The 18976-nt window shown below is 68.4% G+C and carries 16 protein-coding genes; 11 read left to right on the plus strand and 5 right to left on the minus strand.

Going from position 1 to position 18976, the window contains the following annotated elements:
- From C3942_RS06395 to C3942_RS06410, 4 genes are all read right to left on the minus strand, one after another.
- The coding region (locus C3942_RS06395) for a DUF3450 domain-containing protein (protein ID WP_165797352.1) at nt 1–498 on the minus strand (498 nt) is incomplete at its 3' end.
- A gap of 106 nt (nt 499–604) precedes the next feature.
- Complete coding sequence (locus C3942_RS06400; RefSeq protein WP_104229551.1) at nt 605–1330, minus strand: SDR family oxidoreductase; 726 nt, start codon at nt 1328–1330, stop codon at nt 605–607.
- A gap of 3 nt (nt 1331–1333) precedes the next feature.
- Nucleotides 1334–2551, minus strand: coding sequence for an NAD(P)/FAD-dependent oxidoreductase (locus C3942_RS06405; protein ID WP_104229552.1), 1218 nt, complete (start codon nt 2549–2551; stop codon nt 1334–1336).
- A gap of 260 nt (nt 2552–2811) precedes the next feature.
- Nucleotides 2812–3489 (minus strand): SDR family oxidoreductase, encoded by a 678-nt coding sequence (locus C3942_RS06410; RefSeq protein WP_104229553.1) that lies wholly within the window; start codon nt 3487–3489, stop codon nt 2812–2814.
- Nucleotides 3490–3900: 411 nt separating this feature from the next.
- On the opposite strand from C3942_RS06410, the gene C3942_RS06415 reads away from it, so the two are divergent.
- The 3 genes from C3942_RS06415 to C3942_RS06425 all read left to right on the plus strand — a co-directional run bounded on the left by C3942_RS06415 (nt 3901) and on the right by C3942_RS06425 (nt 6865).
- Nucleotides 3901–4956 (plus strand): AraC family transcriptional regulator, encoded by a 1056-nt coding sequence (locus C3942_RS06415; RefSeq protein WP_104229554.1) that lies wholly within the window; start codon nt 3901–3903, stop codon nt 4954–4956.
- A 334-nt stretch (nt 4957–5290) separates the two neighbouring features.
- Entirely contained in the window at nt 5291–6076 is a 786-nt protein-coding gene (locus C3942_RS06420; protein WP_104229555.1) for an SDR family NAD(P)-dependent oxidoreductase, read from the plus strand.
- A 150-nt stretch (nt 6077–6226) separates the two neighbouring features.
- Nucleotides 6227–6865 carry a TetR/AcrR family transcriptional regulator gene (locus C3942_RS06425; protein ID WP_104229556.1) on the plus strand — a complete coding sequence of 213 codons (639 nt, stop codon included), beginning with the start codon at nt 6227–6229 and terminating at the stop codon, nt 6863–6865.
- Between the two features lie 147 nt (nt 6866–7012).
- On the opposite strand, the gene C3942_RS06430 is transcribed toward C3942_RS06425, so the two are convergent.
- Nucleotides 7013–8212, minus strand: a complete 1200-nt coding sequence (locus C3942_RS06430; protein WP_104229557.1) for a cytochrome P450 — start codon at nt 8210–8212, stop codon at nt 7013–7015.
- A gap of 322 nt (nt 8213–8534) precedes the next feature.
- Here C3942_RS06430 and C3942_RS06435 point away from each other — a divergent pair, with 322 nt between their 5' ends.
- The 8 genes from C3942_RS06435 (at nt 8535) to C3942_RS06470 (ending at nt 18958) form a co-directional block, all read left to right on the plus strand.
- Nucleotides 8535–9281, plus strand: coding sequence for an SRPBCC family protein (locus tag C3942_RS06435; protein ID WP_207766001.1), 747 nt, complete (start codon nt 8535–8537; stop codon nt 9279–9281).
- On the plus strand, nt 9278–10144 hold the full coding sequence (locus C3942_RS06440) for an FAD binding domain-containing protein (protein ID WP_104229559.1): 867 nt from the start codon (nt 9278–9280) through the stop codon (nt 10142–10144). Before C3942_RS06435 ends, C3942_RS06440 begins: the two co-directional genes overlap by 4 nt.
- Nucleotides 10141–10635 carry a (2Fe-2S)-binding protein gene (locus C3942_RS06445; protein ID WP_104229560.1) on the plus strand — a complete coding sequence of 165 codons (495 nt, stop codon included), beginning with the start codon at nt 10141–10143 and terminating at the stop codon, nt 10633–10635. The genes C3942_RS06440 and C3942_RS06445 overlap by 4 nt, the downstream gene beginning before the upstream one ends.
- On the plus strand, nt 10632–12968 hold the full coding sequence (locus C3942_RS06450; protein WP_104229561.1) for a xanthine dehydrogenase family protein molybdopterin-binding subunit: 2337 nt from the start codon (nt 10632–10634) through the stop codon (nt 12966–12968). The genes C3942_RS06445 and C3942_RS06450 overlap by 4 nt, the downstream gene beginning before the upstream one ends.
- 76 nt (nt 12969–13044) lie before the next feature.
- Nucleotides 13045–14133: an XdhC family protein gene (locus tag C3942_RS06455; protein WP_104229562.1), complete on the plus strand. Its 1089-nt coding sequence runs from the start codon at nt 13045–13047 to the stop codon at nt 14131–14133.
- A gap of 41 nt (nt 14134–14174) precedes the next feature.
- Complete coding sequence (locus C3942_RS06460; RefSeq protein WP_165797353.1) at nt 14175–16124, plus strand: pyrroloquinoline quinone-dependent dehydrogenase; 1950 nt, start codon at nt 14175–14177, stop codon at nt 16122–16124.
- Between the two features lie 54 nt (nt 16125–16178).
- Complete coding sequence (locus tag C3942_RS06465; RefSeq protein WP_104229564.1) at nt 16179–16508, plus strand: hypothetical protein; 330 nt, start codon at nt 16179–16181, stop codon at nt 16506–16508.
- A 218-nt stretch (nt 16509–16726) separates the two neighbouring features.
- On the plus strand, nt 16727–18958 hold the full coding sequence (locus tag C3942_RS06470; protein ID WP_104229565.1) for an NADP-dependent isocitrate dehydrogenase: 2232 nt from the start codon (nt 16727–16729) through the stop codon (nt 18956–18958).
- Nucleotides 18959–18976 lie beyond the last annotated feature (18 nt).

The following is an 18976-nucleotide window of genomic DNA, read 5'->3' on the forward strand; positions in this document are numbered from 1 at the left end:
CCGGCCGTATTCCATCTCGATCTGGTAGGCCTCGACGATCCGCCGGTATTTCTCCGAGACGGTCACGTCGGCGCGCGGCATCATCTCGTTGAGCTTGGCCACCCGCGCCACGCGCTCGTCCTTCAGGAACGGGACGTCCAGCTGCACGAACTGCTCCAGCGAGCCCAGCATGCGCTGCATCAGCGGCAGGATCTCGATGTTGGTGCGCTCCAGTTCGGAGGATTCCTGGCGGATCACCGCCATCTCCTCTTCCTGGCTCTTGAGCTGCGCCCGCAGCTGCTGCAGGTACAGCTTCAGGCCTTCGGTCTCGCGCAGCGTCGTGCGGTAGTCGTTGGCCAGGTCACGGCCCTGTTCGGCCAGCGCATCCACGCGCTTCTGCGAATCGGCCTGGGCGACCAGCCACTGGTCGCCGCTCCTGGAAACATCGGACACCGTGGCGGCGTAGACGCCCGCGGCAAACAGGCTCGCGAGGACCGCAAGACCACCCCTCCACTTCATTGATCTGAACCGATACATCTTCAAGTCTCCTCGCTTTACGTTCGGAATCCGCACCAGATTCCAGAGAGTTCGATGACTGGGGACACTGATGGAAACGCTGCTGCGTTCACGCGCTCTTCGGCGGTCTCAGGATGATATCCTCGACCATCGAACGGCGTGAAAGCTGGTAGGCGTCGAAAAAAACCTGGGCCACGTCGGCCGCCGACATGAAGCGGCTGACATCCGCATCGCTGCCTTCCCAGGTCGGCGTATCCGTTGCCCCGGGGTAGACACAGCAGACGCGGATGCCGCGGTCCGACAACTCGGCGCGCAGGGCCCTGGCCAGGCCGGTCACGCCATGCTTGGCGGCGCAATACGCCGCATTGTTCGCAAGCCCTTCGAGGCCGGAGGTCGAAGAGGTGAAGAAGATGTCGCCCTGGCGGCGCTCGATCATGGCCGGAACAAACGCCCGCGTCACCGCGAAGGCACTCACCAGGTTTTCCTGCAGCGCCAGCGAGAACTCCGACACCGGCAGATCCTGCACTGCGCCGCCGCGCCAGCGGCCGGCATTGTTGATCAGCACGTCCACCGCGCCGAAGCGCTGCTGCACCTCCAGGGCCATCTGCTCCACCCTTCCGGGATCGGTCAGGTCCGCAGGAAAGATCTCGGCCTGGGCCCCGCTGCGCCGGCATTCGCGGGCCACCTGCTCCAGCCGCTGGCCGTTGCGAGCCACCAGCGCCAGCCTGGCGGCCGGCAGGCCCGAGGCGAAACGCTCGGCGATGGCAGCCCCGATGCCCTGGGAAGCACCGGTCACCACCACCACCGGATCGCGTCTGGCCTGGGTGCCGGTCATGGCTCAGGTCACCAGCGATTTCAACATGACCGACTCGTCGGCCAGCACGGCGGGATCGGCGCGCAGGCGCGCCGCCACCATCTTCTTGCCGACCATGAAATCCGGCGCCCGGTTGACCGAGTCCACCGCGATCACCACGCCCTGCTGCAGGTAGAAGGCCACGAAGCTGTCGGCCGCCATCGAACCGCGGACGATGACCTGATCGTAGCCCTGAGACAGGCCGACCATCTGCAGCTTGAGGTTGTACTGGTCGGACCAGAACCAGGGCACGCTGGCGTGGGGCACGCGCTGCCCGCAGATGCTGGCGGCAGCCACCCGGGCCTGCTCGCTGGCATTGGGCACCGACTCCAGGCGGGTGCGGCGACCGAGGAAGCCGTTGTCGTGGTTGGTGCAGTCGCCGGCGGCAACGATGTCGGGATCGCTGGTCTGGGCGTAGACATCGACGAGGACGCCGTTGTCCACGGCCAAGCCCGCCTTCTCGGCCAGGCCGGTGTTGGGGATCAGGCCGATGCCGACGATCAGCAGGTCGGCCGGCACGCGGCTGCCGTCCTGCAGGATCACGGCTTCCACGCGCTGGTCGCTGTACTCCAGCTCGCGCACGCCGGCACCGAGGCGGATGTCCACGCCATGGCGGCGATGCACCTGGTCGTAGTACTGCGACAGCTCGGGGCCGGTGACGCGCGCCAGCAGGCGCGGCATCGCCTCCACCAGGGTGACCTGCAGGCCTTTCTTGATGCCCACGGCCGCCACTTCCAGGCCGATGTAGCCGCCGCCGACGATCACCAGGCGCTTGCCCTCCTTGAACTGCTCGCGCAGCCGGGCAATGTCCTCGATGGTGCGCACGTAGTGGACGTTGGGCCTTTCGGCACCCGGCAGCGGCAGCCGGCGCGCATGGCCGCCGGTGGTGAGCGCCAGCTTGTCGTAGGCCAGCGTCTGGCCGTCGGACAGCGCCACCGTATGCGCCGCGCGGTCGATGGACTCCACGCGCACGCCGGTCAGCAGTTCGATGCCGTGCTTGGCGTAGGCCTCGCGCGACTTGATGTAGAGCGCTTCCTCGCCGATCTCGCCGGAGAGGAATGCCTTGGACAGCGGTGGGCGACGATAGGGAACGGCGGCCTCGTCACCGATCAGGACGATGCGCCCGGTGTAGCCCGTCTGGCGCAGGGCCGTGGCGAGGTCGCCGCCCGCCTGGCCGGCTCCGACGATGATCGTGGTGGCCATTACCGGCAACTCCCGGCGCAGCCGCGCGGCACCCTGCCCGCGGCCGGATACCGGTCATGCCTCAGGTCGACGCCTGCCACCTGCCTCATCAGCCCTCCTCCTGGCGCACCTTTCCGGTGCCCGCACGTTCCGGGGATGGTCTGCGCCCGCCATGGATGGCGCCCCGTCTATTAGATCAACAGTGTTGCTCACCATCATACGCAAACGGACTGGGCATGCAATGTCCCGAGCCGCTGGCGCTTCAGTCTGGAACGGTAGCCCTATACCCGCCCGGTCACCGGGATCAGGGCACCGGTCACCGCCGACGAGCCTGGCCCCAGCAGGAACAGGATGACGTCAGCCAGTTCCTGCGGACGCACCCAGCGCGAAGGGTCGGCCTGGGGCATGTCCGCCCGGTTGGCCGGGGTATCGATGATGCTGGGCAGCAGGGCATTGACCGTGATCGCGCGGTCCTTCAGTTCCTCGGCCAGCGCCTCGGTGAAGCGGGCGACGCCGGCCTTGGAAGCGGCGTAGGCCCCCATGCCCAGCCCGGCCTTGGCAGCGCCGGCTGCGCCGATGTTCACGATGCGGCCTCCCTCGCGCAGCCCGGGCAGCGCGCCACGGCAGGCATTGACCGCCGTGCGCAGGTTGATCTGGTAGAGCTGGTCCCAGGTATCGATGGAACCCTCGGCCACGGTCTCCCAGCGGAAGCCCCCGGCAATGTTCACCAGGCCGTCGATTCCGCCATGTTGTCCCGCGATCGCGGCGAAGGCCCGCTGGACCGCCCCGGCATCGCCGAGATCCAGTGCCGGCCAGGACTGGGCCCCGCGCGGCGGCGCGCCGTCGACGCGGTCCACCGCGACCACCGTTGCCCCGGCCGCCGCGGCAGCTTCGGCAACCTGGCGTCCCAGGACGCCCAGCGCGCCGGTGACGACGACGGTCTTGCCCGTCAGATTCATGTGGCTCTGCTCCCTTCGGACGATCCCCCGGGGGCCGGCGGACCGATACGCTGCTGGCATCGGGGCAAGCCCCCGCCCGCGCGCCGGCCCTCGATAGTTTAATCAACGTTGTTGATTATCTACGCCGGAATGCAAATGTAAAGGCGCCAGGGTGGCATACGCCCCGCCCGCCGCGACGCCACACTTGCCTGGGCCGGAGGCTCCTCCGCGCCCGGTCCAGTCCTCCGCCGCAGGCCGTCTTGCCTCCGGCAGCAGGCTCCGCACAGCCCCGCCCGCGCATCCCCCTCATTGCCAAGGAAATATTTCACTTGCGCATATCCACCACCATTGTTGATTATTAACTTCTCAGGCAGCACACGCCGGGCACACCGCATGCCAAGGCGCAGCAACCGCCGCGGAGGAGACGCGCCGATGAATGACGGACACTTTTTCAGCCTGGAAGGCCCATTGGATTCGATGCCGATGGCCAGCCAGATGCGCGCCGCCAACCTGACGGGCTTCGGCGAACTGGTCAGGGGCCTGGGCATGGATCCGCGCCCGATCCTGGAGCGCTACCACATCGACCCGCGCTCGCTGCGCGACCCCGACGCCTACATCGAGACCAAGTCGCTGGTCGACATGCTCGAGTACTGCAGCGTCTCCTTCAACGATCCCCTCTTCGGCCTACGCATGGCGCAGTTCCAGGACCCCGACGTGTTCGGCTCGGTGGCCTCGCTGTGCCGTTCCGCCTCGACCTTCCGCGAGGCCGTGGAGAGCTTCATCAATTTCATCCCCGTGGTGCACTCGCCGGTGGCGGTGCTGGAACTGGCCGAGGGAAGGGAAACCTCGGAACTGCGCTGGCACACGCAGACCGACCTGGGCCAGAACAACCAGGCCGAGTACAAGGGCACGCTGCTGATCCTGAAGCTGCTGCGCCAGGTGGGCGGCCGCTCCTTCGAGCCCAGCTACGTCAGCCTGGCGGTCGACAGCCGAGCCCGGGACCTGCCCGAGATCAGCAACCGCTTCGGCTGCAGCTTCCGCCGCTCCTCCGGCAACGCCATCGGCTTCCCCACCGCGATGCTGAACCAGCCGGTCAGCAGCGCCAACCGCCTGCTGTTCCGCCTGCTGGGCGGCTACCTGGGTCGCGTGCGCTCGGCCTCCCGCACCAGCGTGGTGGAGCGGGTGGAGGACTACGTGCGCGGCGCCCTGTCCACCGGGCACTGCTCGATCGAGCACTGCGCCAAGAAATTCGGCACCTCGGTACGTACCCTGCAAGCCAACCTCTGCGAGGCCGGCCTGCGCTTCTCCGACATCCTGGAGAAGCAGCGCATCGAGATGGCCAAGACCTACCTGGAGAGCGGCGAGATGTCGCTCGACGACGTCGCGTCGATGCTGGGCTACGCCGAGCAGTCGAGCTTCGGCCGCGCGTTCAAGCGCTGGACCGGCGCCACGCCGCAGCGCTTCCGCAAGAACCTGGAACTGCACTAGGGCGGACGGCAACTCGTTGACCGGCGGCGGAGAAAATCCGCCCCTGGCTTCGATCCTTCGACAGGCCCGGGCCGGCACGAGCGGACTTTTTCAGGATTTCCCCAATCCGTTCCCGGCACGGGCTCCCTGCCGACGGCATGCGTACCCGGGGCCTGGCGCCCTGACGGAACTCCGTTTTCGGCAAGCGCTTTCCACGATGGTCTGTCCATGATGGCCGTCATGCCTGCGGTCGCAGTGGGCCGCTGCCGTTCCCGGTCCTGCCGATAAGATGCGGCGAGCCGCCGGCTCCCCGCGGGCTGCGGCACACACCAGAAAAAAGCAATGTGAGGACGACATGACGACCCGGAAACCCGTCGTGCTGATCACCGGCGCCAGCGCCGGCATCGGCGAGGCCATCGCCCGCCGCTTCGCGGCCGCAGGCTGGAACATCGTCGCCGTTGCGCGGCGCCCGGAGAAGCTCGCCGCCCTGGCGGCGGAACTCTCCAAGATCACGGGCGTGCAGACCCTGGCCACCGACGTGACCTCGCCCGACGCGCCGAAGCAGGCCGTGGCATTGGCGATGAAGGCCTTCGGCCGTCTCGACTGCCTGGTCAACAACGCCGGCTCGGGCCGCTGGGCGCCACACCGCGAGACCGACGACACGATGATGAACGAGGTCATCGATACCAGCCTCAAGGCGCCCTTCCGCTTCGCCCGCGAGGCGCTGCACGTGATGAAGCCCGGCTCCTCGATCCTGGGCGTCGGCTCGGTCTACGGCGTGGTCGGCGGCCTCAACGGCGGCATCTACTGCGCAGTGAAGGCCGGGTTGATCGGCATGACCCAGGCGCTGGCCGTGCAGTACGGCGCCGAGGGCATCCGCGCCAACATCGTGGCGCCCGGCGTCATCAAGACCGACATGACCCGGGACTTCTGGGACACGGAAGGCTTCCAGCGCACCAACCAGGAAATGACGCCGTTCAACCGCGACGGCACGGTCGAGGACGTGGCCAACACGGTCTACTTCCTCGCCTCGCAGGAAGGCAGCTACATCAACGGACAGACCATCGCCCTGGACGGCGGCTGGTCCACCACCAAGTTCCTCAGCTACGAGGCCCTGGTCGCCAAGCGCGCCGCCGCCTGAGCGATGCCGGATGGAGCGGGACTTCCCTGCCCCCTGGCGCAGTGGCCCGGATTTCTTGCTGTAACATGGCGCGTGCCCCGGCGGGGCCTGCGAACCCGCAGGCCGGTACCGCCGGATTCACTGTTTCCCCATCGCCGAGTACCTGCCCCGATGAGGCCGCCCGCCAAGGTCCAGAAGAAGAAGAAAGCCGCCGAGCCGGCCGCTCCGAAACGGCAGTACGACAGCCCGCTGCGCCGCCAGCAGACGGCCGAGACCCGCGAGCGCATCCTCGCGGCCGGTGCGGAGATCGCGCACCACCTGCCGGCCTGGGACTGGCGCGAAATGACCTTCAAGGCGGTGGGCCAGCGCGCCGGCATCAGCGAGCGCACGGTGCACCGCTACTTCGCCACCGAGCGCGCGCTGCGCGACGCGATCCTGCAGCGCCTGGTGCAGGAATCGGGCATGCCGCTGGAGCACCTGGAGCTGCGCGACTTCGCCGGGCTCACGGCGCACCTCTACCGCTACCTGTCGTCCTTCCCTCCTTCTTCACAGGAAGGCGTGGACCCGGGCCTTGCGGCCCTGGACGTGCAGCGGCGGCGCATGCTGCTGTCCGCCGTCGCGCGCTCCAGCAAGGGCTGGAGCGAAGCGGAGCAGGAGATGGCGGCGGCGATGCTGGACCTGTTCTGGACGCCGACCTACTTCGAGCGCCTGGGAACGGCCTGGCAGCTCGACGCCGGGCGCGCGACCCGGGCGATCACCTGGGTGATCGGGCTGGTGGAGCAGGCGATCAAGGACGGCAAGCGGCCGTAGCGCAGCCCTGAAGAATTGCCGTTCGCCCCGGGCTTGTCGAAGGGTGGACGGCAATGGGCCGGGCGGCGGCAAGGGAGATCCGCCCGCACTTCGATCCTCGACAGGCCCGGGACTTCAGCACGAACGGATTTTCCCGGCGAGGCCCTGTCAACGCACCACCACCGGCAGTGTCTCCCAACCGCGCACGGTCGAGGTCGGCGACAGCACGGCTGTCTCCAGGTCCACGTCCCATTCCGGGAAGCGCTTCAGGAACTCGTCCAGCGCGGTGCGGCCTTCCAGTCGCGCCAGCACGGCACCGACACAGGTGTGGATGCCGTAGCCGAAGCTCAGGTGCGAACGCGCCGGGCGGTGGATGTTGAAGGTCTCGCCGTTCTCGAAGCGGCGCTCGTCGCGGTTGGCCGCGCCCACCAGGAACATCATCGCGCTGCCCTTGGGCACGGTCTGGCCGTGCACCACCACGTCGCGCGCGACGTAGCGCGACATGTGCGGCGCCGGCGGCTCGAAGCGCAGGATCTCCTCCACCGCCGCCGGTATCAGCGCGCGGTTCTCGGCGATCTGGCGGCGCTGCTCGGGATGCTCCGCCAGCACCTTGGCCATCCAGCCGATGAAGCGGTTGGTGGTCTCGTTGCCGGCGCCGGCGAGGACGTTGACCAGGGTCAGCACCTCGTCGCGGTCGAGCTTGCGCATGGTGCCGGTCTCGTCCTTGAACTCGGTGGTGAGCAGCTCCGTCATCACGTCGTCCGCGGGATTCTTCGCGCGCCACTCGATGTAGTCCTCGAAACCCTCGCCGATGTAGGCCGTATCACCGGCATCCATCTTCTGTCCGACCTCGGTGCGCATCACCGAGTCGACGCGCTCGCGCACCTTCTGATGATCCTGCTCGGGGATGCCCAGCAGGGAGCCGATGATGTGCATCGGCATCTGCCCGCCGAACTGCTCGATGATGTCGAAGCGGCCGCTGCCCACCAGCGGATCGAGCGAGCGCACGCAGGCCTCGCGCACCTTGGACTCCAGCGAGAGCATGCGCTTGGGCGTGAACATCCGCTGCAGCAGCTGGCGGTACATGGTGTGCACCGGCGGGTCGGTGAAGATCAGCACGCCCGGCGGGAATTCCGCTTCGGCCTTGATGATCTCCAGGATCGCACCCTTGCCGGAGATGAAGGTCTCGCGGTCCTGCAGGCCGCGCTCCACATCCTCGAAGCGGCTCACCGCATAGAAGTCGTGCTCCTGGTTGTAGTAGAGCGGCGCTTCCTCGCGCAGGCGGCGGAAGACCGGATAGGGATCGGTGGAAATCTCGGGCTGGTAGGGGTCGAAGTAGACCGCCCCGGCCTGGCTGCTGCTGTCCATGAAGAGCTCCTGCGCTCTAATTAATGTCAGAACATTGACACCAATTAAAGGAGGGGTCAAGCACCGGCTTGCCGGCCGTCCCTACGCTCGCGGATGCGAATGGAAAGCCTAGGGCCGCAACCGGATTCGCAACAACGAAAAATGCCGCGGAGGTCAAATCTGACTTCAGCACACGGCAACGCGACGGCTCGCCGCGGCAAGGCGGCTCCGGCGGTTTTGGGACAGAATGGCGGCAGAACCCTGACGCATATTTGCGGCGCCGCAGCATCGCCTCGTCGTCGCCTCCCCGCACAGCCGAGCCCAAGAGACACCAGCCATGCACATGACAGGACAACAGCGGATTCCCGCGACCCGGCAACAGGTCTGGGACGGCCTCTACGACCCCGAGGTCCTGCGGCGCAGCATCCCTGGTTGCCAGATGGTGGAGAAGGAAGCCGAGGACCGCATGCGCGCCATCGCCGAGATCAAGATCGGCCCCATCGGCGCGCGCTTCACCGGCACCGTCACGCTGTCGGATATCGACCCGCTCAACAGCTACACCCTGACCATCGAGGCCCAGGGCGGCACGGTGGGCTTCGTCAGGAACATCGCCAAGGTGAAGCTCAGCGAGGCCGACGGCGGCACGCTGCTGGCCTACGAGATGGATGCCCAGATCGGCGGGCGCCTGGCGCAGCTCGGCGGCCCGATCATGGATGCCACGGCCAAGCAGCTCGCCGCCCGCTTCTTCGCCCAGTTCGGCAAGATCGTCAGCGGCGACGCCGAAGCGGCCGCCGCACCCGCGGAAGCCGGCGCGGGCCCCTCACGCAGCGTCGCCCGCGCAACCGCCCACTCCGCACCCGCCTCCGGCGGCCTGCCGATGGCCTGGATCCTCGCCCTGGCGGTCTCCGGTTTCGTCGGCTATCTCATCGGCCAGGGCGGCAGCGGCGACCCGGCCTGGATGGGCCTGTCGATCGGCCTGCTCACCGTGATCGTCGCCGCCGCCGGCTTCGAGTTCGGCCGCCGCGCCGCGGCACCCGTGGTCACCCTGGACGCCGCCCTGCTGGCGAAGCTTCTCGAGGACCGTCGGTGAAACCGGCACCGTTCGACTACTACGCGCCGAGCACGATCGAGGAGGCCTGCGGCCTGCTCGCCGAGGCCGGCGGCGGCGCCACCATCCTCGCCGGGGGCCAGACGCTGATGCCGCTGCTGGCGCTGCGCATGAGCCAGCCCTTCCTGCTGGTGGACATCAACCGCATCGCCGCCCTCAAGGGCATCTCGCGCTCGGCCGGCAGCACGCGCATCGGCCCCATCACGCGCCAGAACGAGGCCATCGCCGACGCCACGCTGGGCAGCGCCCAGCCGCTGCTGGTCACCGCGGTGAAGCACGTCGGCCATCACCAGACGCGCAACCGCGGCACCATCGGCGGCTCCATCGCCCTGGGCGAGCCGGCGGCGGAACTGCCCGCCACCGCCGTCGCGCTCGGCGCCTCGGTGGAGGTGCGCTCGGCAAAGCGCGGCAAGCGCCGCATCGCCGCCGAGGAGCTGTACCTCGGCCCCTACGCCACCGCGCTGGAATTCGACGAACTGGTGACCGACATCCATGTGCCGGAGTGGCCCACGGGCACGCGCTGGATGTTCAGGGAGCTGGCGCAGCGCCCCGGCGACTTCGCCCTGGTGGGCCTCACCGGCGCCATCACCGTGCAGGACGGCAAGGTGAGCAGGGCGGGCCTGGCCTGGTTCGGCATGGGCCCCACGCCGATCAAGGCACGCCAGGCGGAGGCCGCGCTGCTCGGGCAGTCCCTCGACCAGCTCGATCACGCGGCCATCGCGGAACTCGCCGTCGCCGACACAGCGCCCTTCGACGATCACCACGCGACTTCGGAATACCGCCGCACCGTCGGCCGCCGCATGTTCGCCCGCGCCCTGCGCGAAACGCTGGAGGCCAAGGCGTGAGCAAGCACCAGATCCATCTCGACATCAACGGCCGCGCCCACGATGCCAGCGTCGAAGGGCGCCTGACGCTCTGCGACTTCCTGCGCGGCGATGCCGGCTACACCGGCGTGCATGTCGGCTGCGAACACGGCGTCTGCGGCGCCTGTACCGTCATGGTCGACGGACTCGCCGTACGCTCCTGCCTGATGCTCGCGGTGCAGGCCGACGGCTGCAGCGTCACCACGGTGGAAGGCCTCTCCAGCGGCGACGGCGCGCTGCATCCCGTGCAGCAGACGCTGCGCGAGGAGCACGGCCTGCAATGCGGCTTCTGCACGCCCGGCGTGGTCATGACGCTGGCCGCCCTGACCCAGGGCGAGCAGAAGCCCAGTTCCGAGACGCTGATCAACGCCATGTCCGGCCACATCTGCCGCTGCACCGGCTACCAGGGCATCCGCCGCGCGGCACTGCGGCTGGCCGGCGAAACGCTGGCGCCGGTGGAGGATCACGGATGAACCAGCCGGAAACCCGCACCGACCGCTACATCGGCAAGCGCCAGGCCCGCTCCGAGGACCTGCGCCTGCTCACCGGCCGCGGCGTCTACACCGACGACGTCAGCCTGCCCGGCATGCTGCAGGTGGCCTTCCACCGCAGCCCCGTGGCCCGCGGCCTGATCAGGTCCATCGACACCTCGGCGGCGCGAGAGTTGCCCGGGGTGTTCGCGGTGCTCACCGCCCAGGACCTGGAGCGCTACCAGCCCAACATGCTGAGCTTCTTCCTGGCACCGCCGGTGGTGCCGGTGCCGCTGCTGGCCGTGGACCGCGTCTGCTATGTCGGCGACCCGGTCGCCATGGTGATCGCGCAGGACCGCTACATCGCCGAGGACGCCGCCGGCCTGATCACGGTGGAGTACGAGGAGGAAGCCCCGGTCGTCACGCTCGACGACGCCCGCCAGGGGCCGCTGGTGCACCCTGGCACGGAGTCCAACGTCGCCGCCGCCACCGGTGCCGACGAGCTGGATCCGGACCTGGAGGAACTGCTCAACAGCGCGCCGCACCTCGAAGTGATCGAGATGAAGCACCAGCGCATCTCGCAGTCGCCGATGGAGCCGCGCGGCGTCGTCGCGGCGCCGCAGGGGTCCGGCGAGATGACGGTCTACCTTTCCTGCCAGGGTCCGCAGCTGGCGGCGCGCTGGTTCTCGCAGGCCTTCGACCTGCCGCAGACCACCTTCCGCGTGATCTCCAAGGACGTCGGCGGCTCCTTCGGCCTCAAGGGCCAGCCCTGGCGCGAGGAAACCGCGGTGGTGGCCGCCGCCCTGATCCTGGGCCGCCCGCTGAAGTGGATCGAGGACCGGCTGGAGAACCTCACCTCCGCCAACCAGGCACGCGAACAGGACATGAAGCTGCGCGTCGCCTTCGACCTGGAAGGCAACCTGATCGCCTCCCATGCCGACTACGGCATCAACAACGGCGCCTACCCGCACGGTGCCGACAGCAACATCGCGGTGATGATGTTCCTGTGGGCCGCGCACAAGCTGCAGGCCTTCAACTTCTCCGCCAAGGGCTGGTTCAGCAACACCGTGGGCCTGGGCGCCTACCGCGGCCCCTGGGCCCTGGAATCGCTGGCGCGCGAGGTGCTGCTGGACCGCGCCGCGCGCAAGCTGAAGATCGACCCGATCGAGCTGCGCCGCAAGACCCTGATCACCCGCGCCGACCAGCCGACGATGACGCCCATGGGCCTGGCGCTGGAGGACATCAGCCCGGCGGAGTGCCTGGAGGAGCTGCTGAAGAAGGTCGACGTCGCCGCCTTCCGCATCGAGCAGGCCGAGGCCCGCAAGCAGGGCCGCTACCTGGGCCTGGGCTTCGCCACCTACATCGAGCCCACGGCGGGCACCGCCGGCGTCATCGTGCTGATCAGCGAGTCCTGCCATATCCGCATCGAGCCCACCGGCAAGGTCAGCGCCGTGGTGTCCACGCATTCGCAGGGCCACGGCACCCAGACCACGATGGCGCAGGTCATCGCCGAACGCCTGGGCGTGCCCTTCGAGGACGTCACCGTCTACGAGGACGACAGCTCCCGCGGCGGCTACGGCTCCGGGGCCTACGGCAGCCGCCAGGCCGTGGCCGGCGGCGGCGCCTGCATCCGCGCCGCGGACCTGATGGCCGACAAGATCCGCGCCATCGCGGCGCATGTCTTCGAGGCCAGGCCGGAGGACGTGTTCATCCGCGGCGGCAGGGTCCACATCCTGGGCGCCAGGGAGCAGGTCTACAGCCTGCGCGACATCGCCGACGTCGCCTATGCCGAACCCGAGCGCCTGCCGGAAGGCATGGAGGCCGGCCTGGAGACGCAGTACCGCTACTGCCCTCCCGCGCTGACCCTGACCAGCGCCGCGCATGCCTGCGTCGTCGAGGTGGACGTGGACACCGGCTTCGTCAGGATCCTGCGCTGGGTCTCCAGCGAGGACGTCGGCAACATGATCAATCCGGCGGTGGTCGAAGGCCAGGTGGCCGGCGGCCTCGCCCAGGCCATCGGCCAGGTGCTGTTCGAGGAAGTCAGCTACGACGCCCGCGGCAATCCCACCGCCGTGACGTACAAGGACTACATGCTGCCGACGATCTTCGACGTGCCGGTCTTCGAATACCTGCACGGCGCCTCCGCGCCCTCGCAGACCGAGGGCGGCTTCCGCGGCGTCGGCGAAGGCGGCTGCATCGTCGGCCCCCCGACCCTGGTCAACGCCATCGCCGATGCGCTGGCGCCCTTCGGGGAACTGAAGCTGGAATTCCCGCTGACGCCGCCACGGCTGCTGGAACTGATCGAGGGACGGCCGATGGGACGCCGGCACGGCTGATCAACAGGCCTGTTGACTAATCCGGCATCCGCATATTTAATGTCAACTAACTGACATCAATCCGCGAAGCGGGGTCATGACGCCTCACGAATTCGCCGACCTCAAGGCCGGCCTGGACCAGCTCAAGGACAGCGGCTTCGCCGGCGGCGCGGCGCTGGCGACGCTGGTGCGCACCCGGGGGCCGGTGTTCCGGCGCCCGGGCACGCGCATGCTGGTCCACGGCGACGGCCGCGTCGTGCGCGGCCTCTCCGCCGGCTGCCCCGAGGCCGACATCGTGGAGCGCGCACGCGAGGTCATCGGTGCCGGCCAGGCGCGCCTGCTGCGCTACGACCGCGAGCATGGCTACGACGCCCTGCTGGAACTGGGCTGCGGCGGCGAGATGGAAGTCCTCCTGGAACCGCTCGAGGGCCCGCAGGACCTGCGCTTCGCCGATGCCGCCGCGCAGTGCCTGGAAACGCGCAGCGACGCCACGCTGATGACCGTCTTCGCCAGCCAGGGCCGCTGCATGCCCCGGCCGCGCCGCCTGCTGTGGAACCGCAGCCTGGTGCTGGACGAGCTCGAGGACCCGCGCGGCGCCGACGCCGTGCTGTCGCAGGGACTCTCGGGCGCCGCCGGCTCCGGCACGCGCCTGGACGAGGTCCGCATCGGCGAAAGCCGCGTGCAGGTGCTGGTGGAACGCCTGCAGGCGCCGCTGCGCCTGCTGCTGGTCGGCATCGGCAGCACCACCCTCGCCCTGGCCGGACTGGCGCGCGGCCTGGGCTGGAGCGTGCAGCTGGTCGATCACCGCGACGACACGCAGCCGCCGCTGCCAGCCGGCGCCAGCCTGCTGCGCAGCGGCGCGGAGCAGCTGGAACGCCACCTGCGCTTCGACCTGCGCACCGCCGTGGTGGTGATGACGCACAACCTCGAGCGCGACCTGGAATACCTGCGCGTGCTGCGCCGCCAGCCGCTGCTCTACCTGGGAGCCGTCGGCTCGCGCAACCGCGCCGAGAAGATGCGCCATGAAATCTGCGACTCGCTGACGCCGCTGAGCGCGCCGGCGGGCCTCGACATCGGCTCCGAGACACCCGAGGAGATCGCGCTGGCCATCGCCGCGGAGATCCAGGGCGCGGTCCACGGACGCGGCGGCGGGCGCCTCAGCGCCGGCGCCGGTCCGATCCACTGAACAGACAACAGCAAGACACGATGACAAGGGGAGAACGCTTGATGGGCATCCGCCTACCCACGTACCGCCAGCTCCTGGCACTGGCGCTCGCGGGCGCCGCCTTCTGCGCCACGGCCGCCGACCCCGAGTCGCACCAGATGGGGACCAAGTACTCGCCCCTGACACAGATCAACAGGGGCAACGTCGCCGGGCTGGAGAAGGCCTGGGAGTACCACACCGGTGAAGTCCCGCCGAAGAACGGCCCCCAGGCCCTGATCGCCTTCGAGGACCAGCCGACCCTGGTCGACGGCAACCTGCTGGTCTGCACCACCACGCGCCGCGTCATCGCGCTGGACCCCGCCACCGGCAAGCAGCGCTGGATCTACGACCCCAAGGATCCCAAGGTCGGCATGCAGAAGTGCCGCGGCATCTCGCACTGGGTGGACGAACAGGCTCCCGAGGGCACGCACTGCAAGTCGCGCATCTTCCTGGGCACCACCAGCTACCGCCTGGTGGCCTTCGACGCGCGCGACGGCAAGGCCTGCCAGGGCTTCGGCGACAAGGGCTCGGTGAAGATGCCGACCAGCAAGCCGGAGATCTTCGCCGGCGAGGTGGTGGCAGGCTCCAAGCCGGCCGTGGTCAACGGCGTGGTGGTGGTGGGCTCGGCCGTGGCCGACAACCAGCGCGTGGATGCGCCCAGCGGCCGCGTGCTGGCCTATGACGCGCGCACCGGCAAGTTCCTCTGGGAGTTCGACCCCCTGCCCCGCGATCCCGGCGACCCCGCCGCCAGGACCTGGGAGAAGGGTACCGCCGAGGGCTACGGCGCCGGCAACGTCTGGGCCAACATGGCGGTGGACCAGAAGCTCGACCTGGTCTACCTGCCGACCACCAGCCCCTCCGGCGACTTCTACGGCGCCGGGCGCGCCGGCGACAACCGCTATTCCTCGTCGATCGTCGCCCTGCACGGCAAGACCGGCAAGCTGGCCTGGCACTTCCAGTTCGTGCACCACAACGTCTTCGACTACGACACGCCCTCCGAGCCGCTGCTGATCGACTGGAGGAAGGCCGATGGCACGGTCGTGCCGGCCCTGGTGCAGAACAACAAGACCGGCCTGATCTTCGTCTTCGACCGCGCCACCGGCGAGCCGCTGGTGCCGATCGAGGAGCGCAAGGTGCCCAGCGCCGGCGCGGTGGCCGGCGAAAAGCTGTCGCCGACGCAGCCCTTCCCGGTCGGCATGCCGATGCTGGCCCAGCACGGCTTCTCGCCCGACGACGCCTGGGGCTTCAGCTTTATCGACCGCTGGCTGTGCAAGCGCAAGATCGAGTCCTTCCACTACGGGCCGGCCTTCACCCCGCCAAGCCTCAAGGGCACGATCTTCTCGCCTTCCGTCGGCGGCGGCCCCAACTGGGGCGGCGGCGCCTACGATCCCGCCAGCGGCATCATGGTGGTGCCGTCCAACCGCGTCCCGGTGGTGATGCGGCTGATCCCGGCCACCGAGGTCAAGACCGACAAGGCCATGAAGGTCGAACTGGGCGGCCCGATGCAGTTCGCCGCCAAGGGCTCGCCCTACGTCTACGAGGTGCAGCCGCTGCTGGGCCCGGCAGGTTCCCCCTGCTCCGCCCCGCCCTGGGCCGCGCTCACCGCCGTGGACCTGGCGAAGAAGAAGATCCTCTGGGAAGTGCCGCTGGGCAGCATCGAGAAGCTGATGCCCTTCAAGCTGCCCAGCTGGATTCCCTTCGACACCAACCTCGGCACCCCGGGCGCCGGCGGCCCCTTGGTCACGGCCGGCGGCCTGGTATTCATCGGCTACACGCTGGACGACACCCTGCGCGCCTTCGACCTGAAGACCGGCAACGTGCTGTGGAAGGCCGACCTGCCGGCCGCGGGCACCGCCGTGCCGGTGACCTACGAGGCGGGCGGCAGGCAGTACGTGGTGATCGCGGCCGGCGGCCACACCATGTACGGCTCGACCACGGGCGACTCGGTGGTCGCCTACCGGCTCAAGCGCTGATCCGCATCGAAGGGCCGCTCGCAGGGGCGGCCCTTCCGTTTCGGGAGACCAAGCATGATCCTGCTGCGCGGTTATCTCCTCCTCGGCTGGCTGCTGCTTGCCGGCATCACCGCCTGGGCCGTGTCCTCGCTGGGACTCGACGGCGGCAAGGTGTTCTTCGACGACTTCGCCCATGCCTGGCGCGCATCGTTCTACACCGATTTCCTGCTGCATGTGGTGCCGGTCACCGCCTGGGTGATCTGGCGCGAGCCCTCGAGGCCCGTGGGACTGCTGTGCGGCGCGGGCACGCTGCTGGGCGGCCTGTTCACCCTGCTGTACCTGCTGGCAGCCACCTACCGCGCCGGCGGGGATCCCCGCAAGCTGATGCTGGGGCGGCACGCCTGACCCAACGCCCGCCGGAAGGCGGGCTTTCTGGTTCCACAGGGCGACGATGCAGGCGGGTTGGCGACAGAAGCCGTTTCTGGCGAAAGAAAGCCATCAGCCGCGCTATCATGGGGTCCAGTAGGAGCGGACCAGCCGCGGAGGCGCGCTTTTTCTGGCGTCGCAGCTTCCTTGATGATTTCCATGCTGGTTCCTAAATAGAACCGTCCGGAGACGACCCCTTGAGCAAAGAGCAGCCCGTAATCATCTATACTCTGACCGACGAGGCCCCCCTGCTGGCCACGGCATCGTTCCTGCCGATCGTCGAAGCCTTCACCGCCCCGGCCGGCATCCGGGTCAAGACCAGCGACATCTCGCTGGCGGCCCGCATCATTGCCGAATTCCCCGAGTTCCTGACCGAATCGCAGCGGCTGCCGGACAACCTCGCCGAACTGGGCAGGCTGACCCTGCTGCCCGACACCAACATCATCAAGCTGCCCAACATCAGTGCATCGGTGGCGCAGCTGCTGGCGGCCATCAAGGAACTGCGCGCCAAGGGCTACAACCTGCCGGAGTATCCCGAGCAGCCCAAGACCGAGGAAGAGGCCGCGATCCGCAAGCGCTACTCCAAGTGCCTGGGCAGCGCGGTGAACCCGGTGCTGCGCGAAGGCAATTCCGACCGCCGCGCGCCGAAGGCCGTCAAGGAGTATGCCCGCAAGAATCCGCATTCGATGGCGCCATGGAGCCAGGCCTCGCGCTCGCACGTCTCGCACATGCACAAGGGCGACTTCTACCACGGCGAGAAGTCGATGACGCTGGACCGCGCCCGCAACGTGAAGATGGAGCTGCTGACCAAGAGCGGCAAGACCATCGTCCTCAAGCCCCGGGTCGAGCTGCAGGACAAGGAAATCATCGACAGCATGTTCATGAGCAAGAAGGCCTTGCTCGAGTTCTACGAGACCCAGATCGAGGATGCGCGCCAGAGCGGCGTCATGTTCTCGCTGCACGTCAAGGCGACGATGATGAAGGTCTCGCACCCGATCGTGTTCGGGCACTGCGTCAGGATCTTCTACCGTGACGCCTTCGAGAAGCACGGCAAGACCTTCGACGAGCTGGGCATCAACGTCAACAACGGCATGGTCGATCTCTACACCAAGATCGCCAAGCTGCCGCAGAGCGAGCAGGACGAGATCAAGCGCGACCTGCACGCCTGCCATGCCCACCGCCCCGAGCTGGCGATGGTCGACTCCGCCAAGGGCATCACCAACTTCCACTCGCCCAACGACATCATCGTCGATGCCTCGATGCCGGCGATGATCCGCAACGGCGGCAAGATGTGGGGCGCCGACGGACGCCTGAAGGACGTCAAGGCCGTGATGCCGGAATCGACCTTCGCACGCATCTACCAGGAGATGATCAACTTCTGCAAATGGCACGGTGCCTTCGACCCCAGGACCATGGGCTCGGTGCCGAACGTGGGCCTGATGGCGCAGCAGGCGGAGGAATACGGCTCCCACGACAAGACCTTCGAGATCCCGGAAGACGGCATCGCCAACATCACCGACCTCGACACCGGCGAGGTGCTGATGACGCAGAACGTGGAGACCGGCGACATCTGGCGCATGTGCCAGGTCAAGGACGCGCCGATCCGCGACTGGGTCAAGCTCGCCGTCACGCGCGCGCGCCAGTCCAAGACCCCCGCCGTGTTCTGGCTCGACCCCTATCGCCCGCACGAGCACGAGCTGATCCAGAAGGTGGTGAAGTACGTGCAGGAGTACGACATCAAGGGCCTGAAGATCGAGATCATGTCGCAGGTGCGCGCCATGCGCTACACGCTGGAACGCGTGGTCCGCGGCCAGGACACCATCTCGGTCACCGGCAACATCCTGCGCGACTATCTCACCGACCTGTTCCCGATCATGGAACTGGGCACCAGCGCCAAGATGCTGTCGATCGTGCCCCTGATGGCCGGCGGCGGCATGTACGAGACCGGCGCCGGCGGCTCGGCGCCCAAGCACGTGCAGCAGCTCACGGAAGAAAACCACCTGCGCTGGGATTCGCTCGGCGAGTTCCTGGCCCTGGCCGTGGGCCTGGAAGACCTGGGCATCAAGACGGACAATGCCCGTGCCAAGCTGCTGGCCAAGACGCTGGACGAGGCCACCGGCAAGCTGCTCGACAACAACAAGAACCCCTCGCCCAAGACCGGCCAGCTCGACAACCGCGGCAGCCAGTTCTACCTCGCGATGTACTGGGCCCAGGCCCTGGCCGCGCAGACCGAGGACGCCGAACTCGCCGCCCACTTCGCGCCGCTGGCCAGGAAGCTCACGGACAACGAGCTGATCATCGTCGCCGAGCTGACCACGGTCCAGGGCAAGCCGGCCGACATCGGCGGCTACTACCGCCCCGATCCGGAGAAGCTCGCGGCGGTGATGCGGCCGAGCGCGGTCTTCAACGCGGCGCTGGCAGGCAAGTAAGCCCCGCCCGAAGGAATG

It is taken from the genome of Solimonas fluminis (assembly GCF_002930645.1).
GTDB classification, from domain to species: Bacteria; Pseudomonadota; Gammaproteobacteria; order Nevskiales; family Nevskiaceae; genus Solimonas_A; species Solimonas_A fluminis.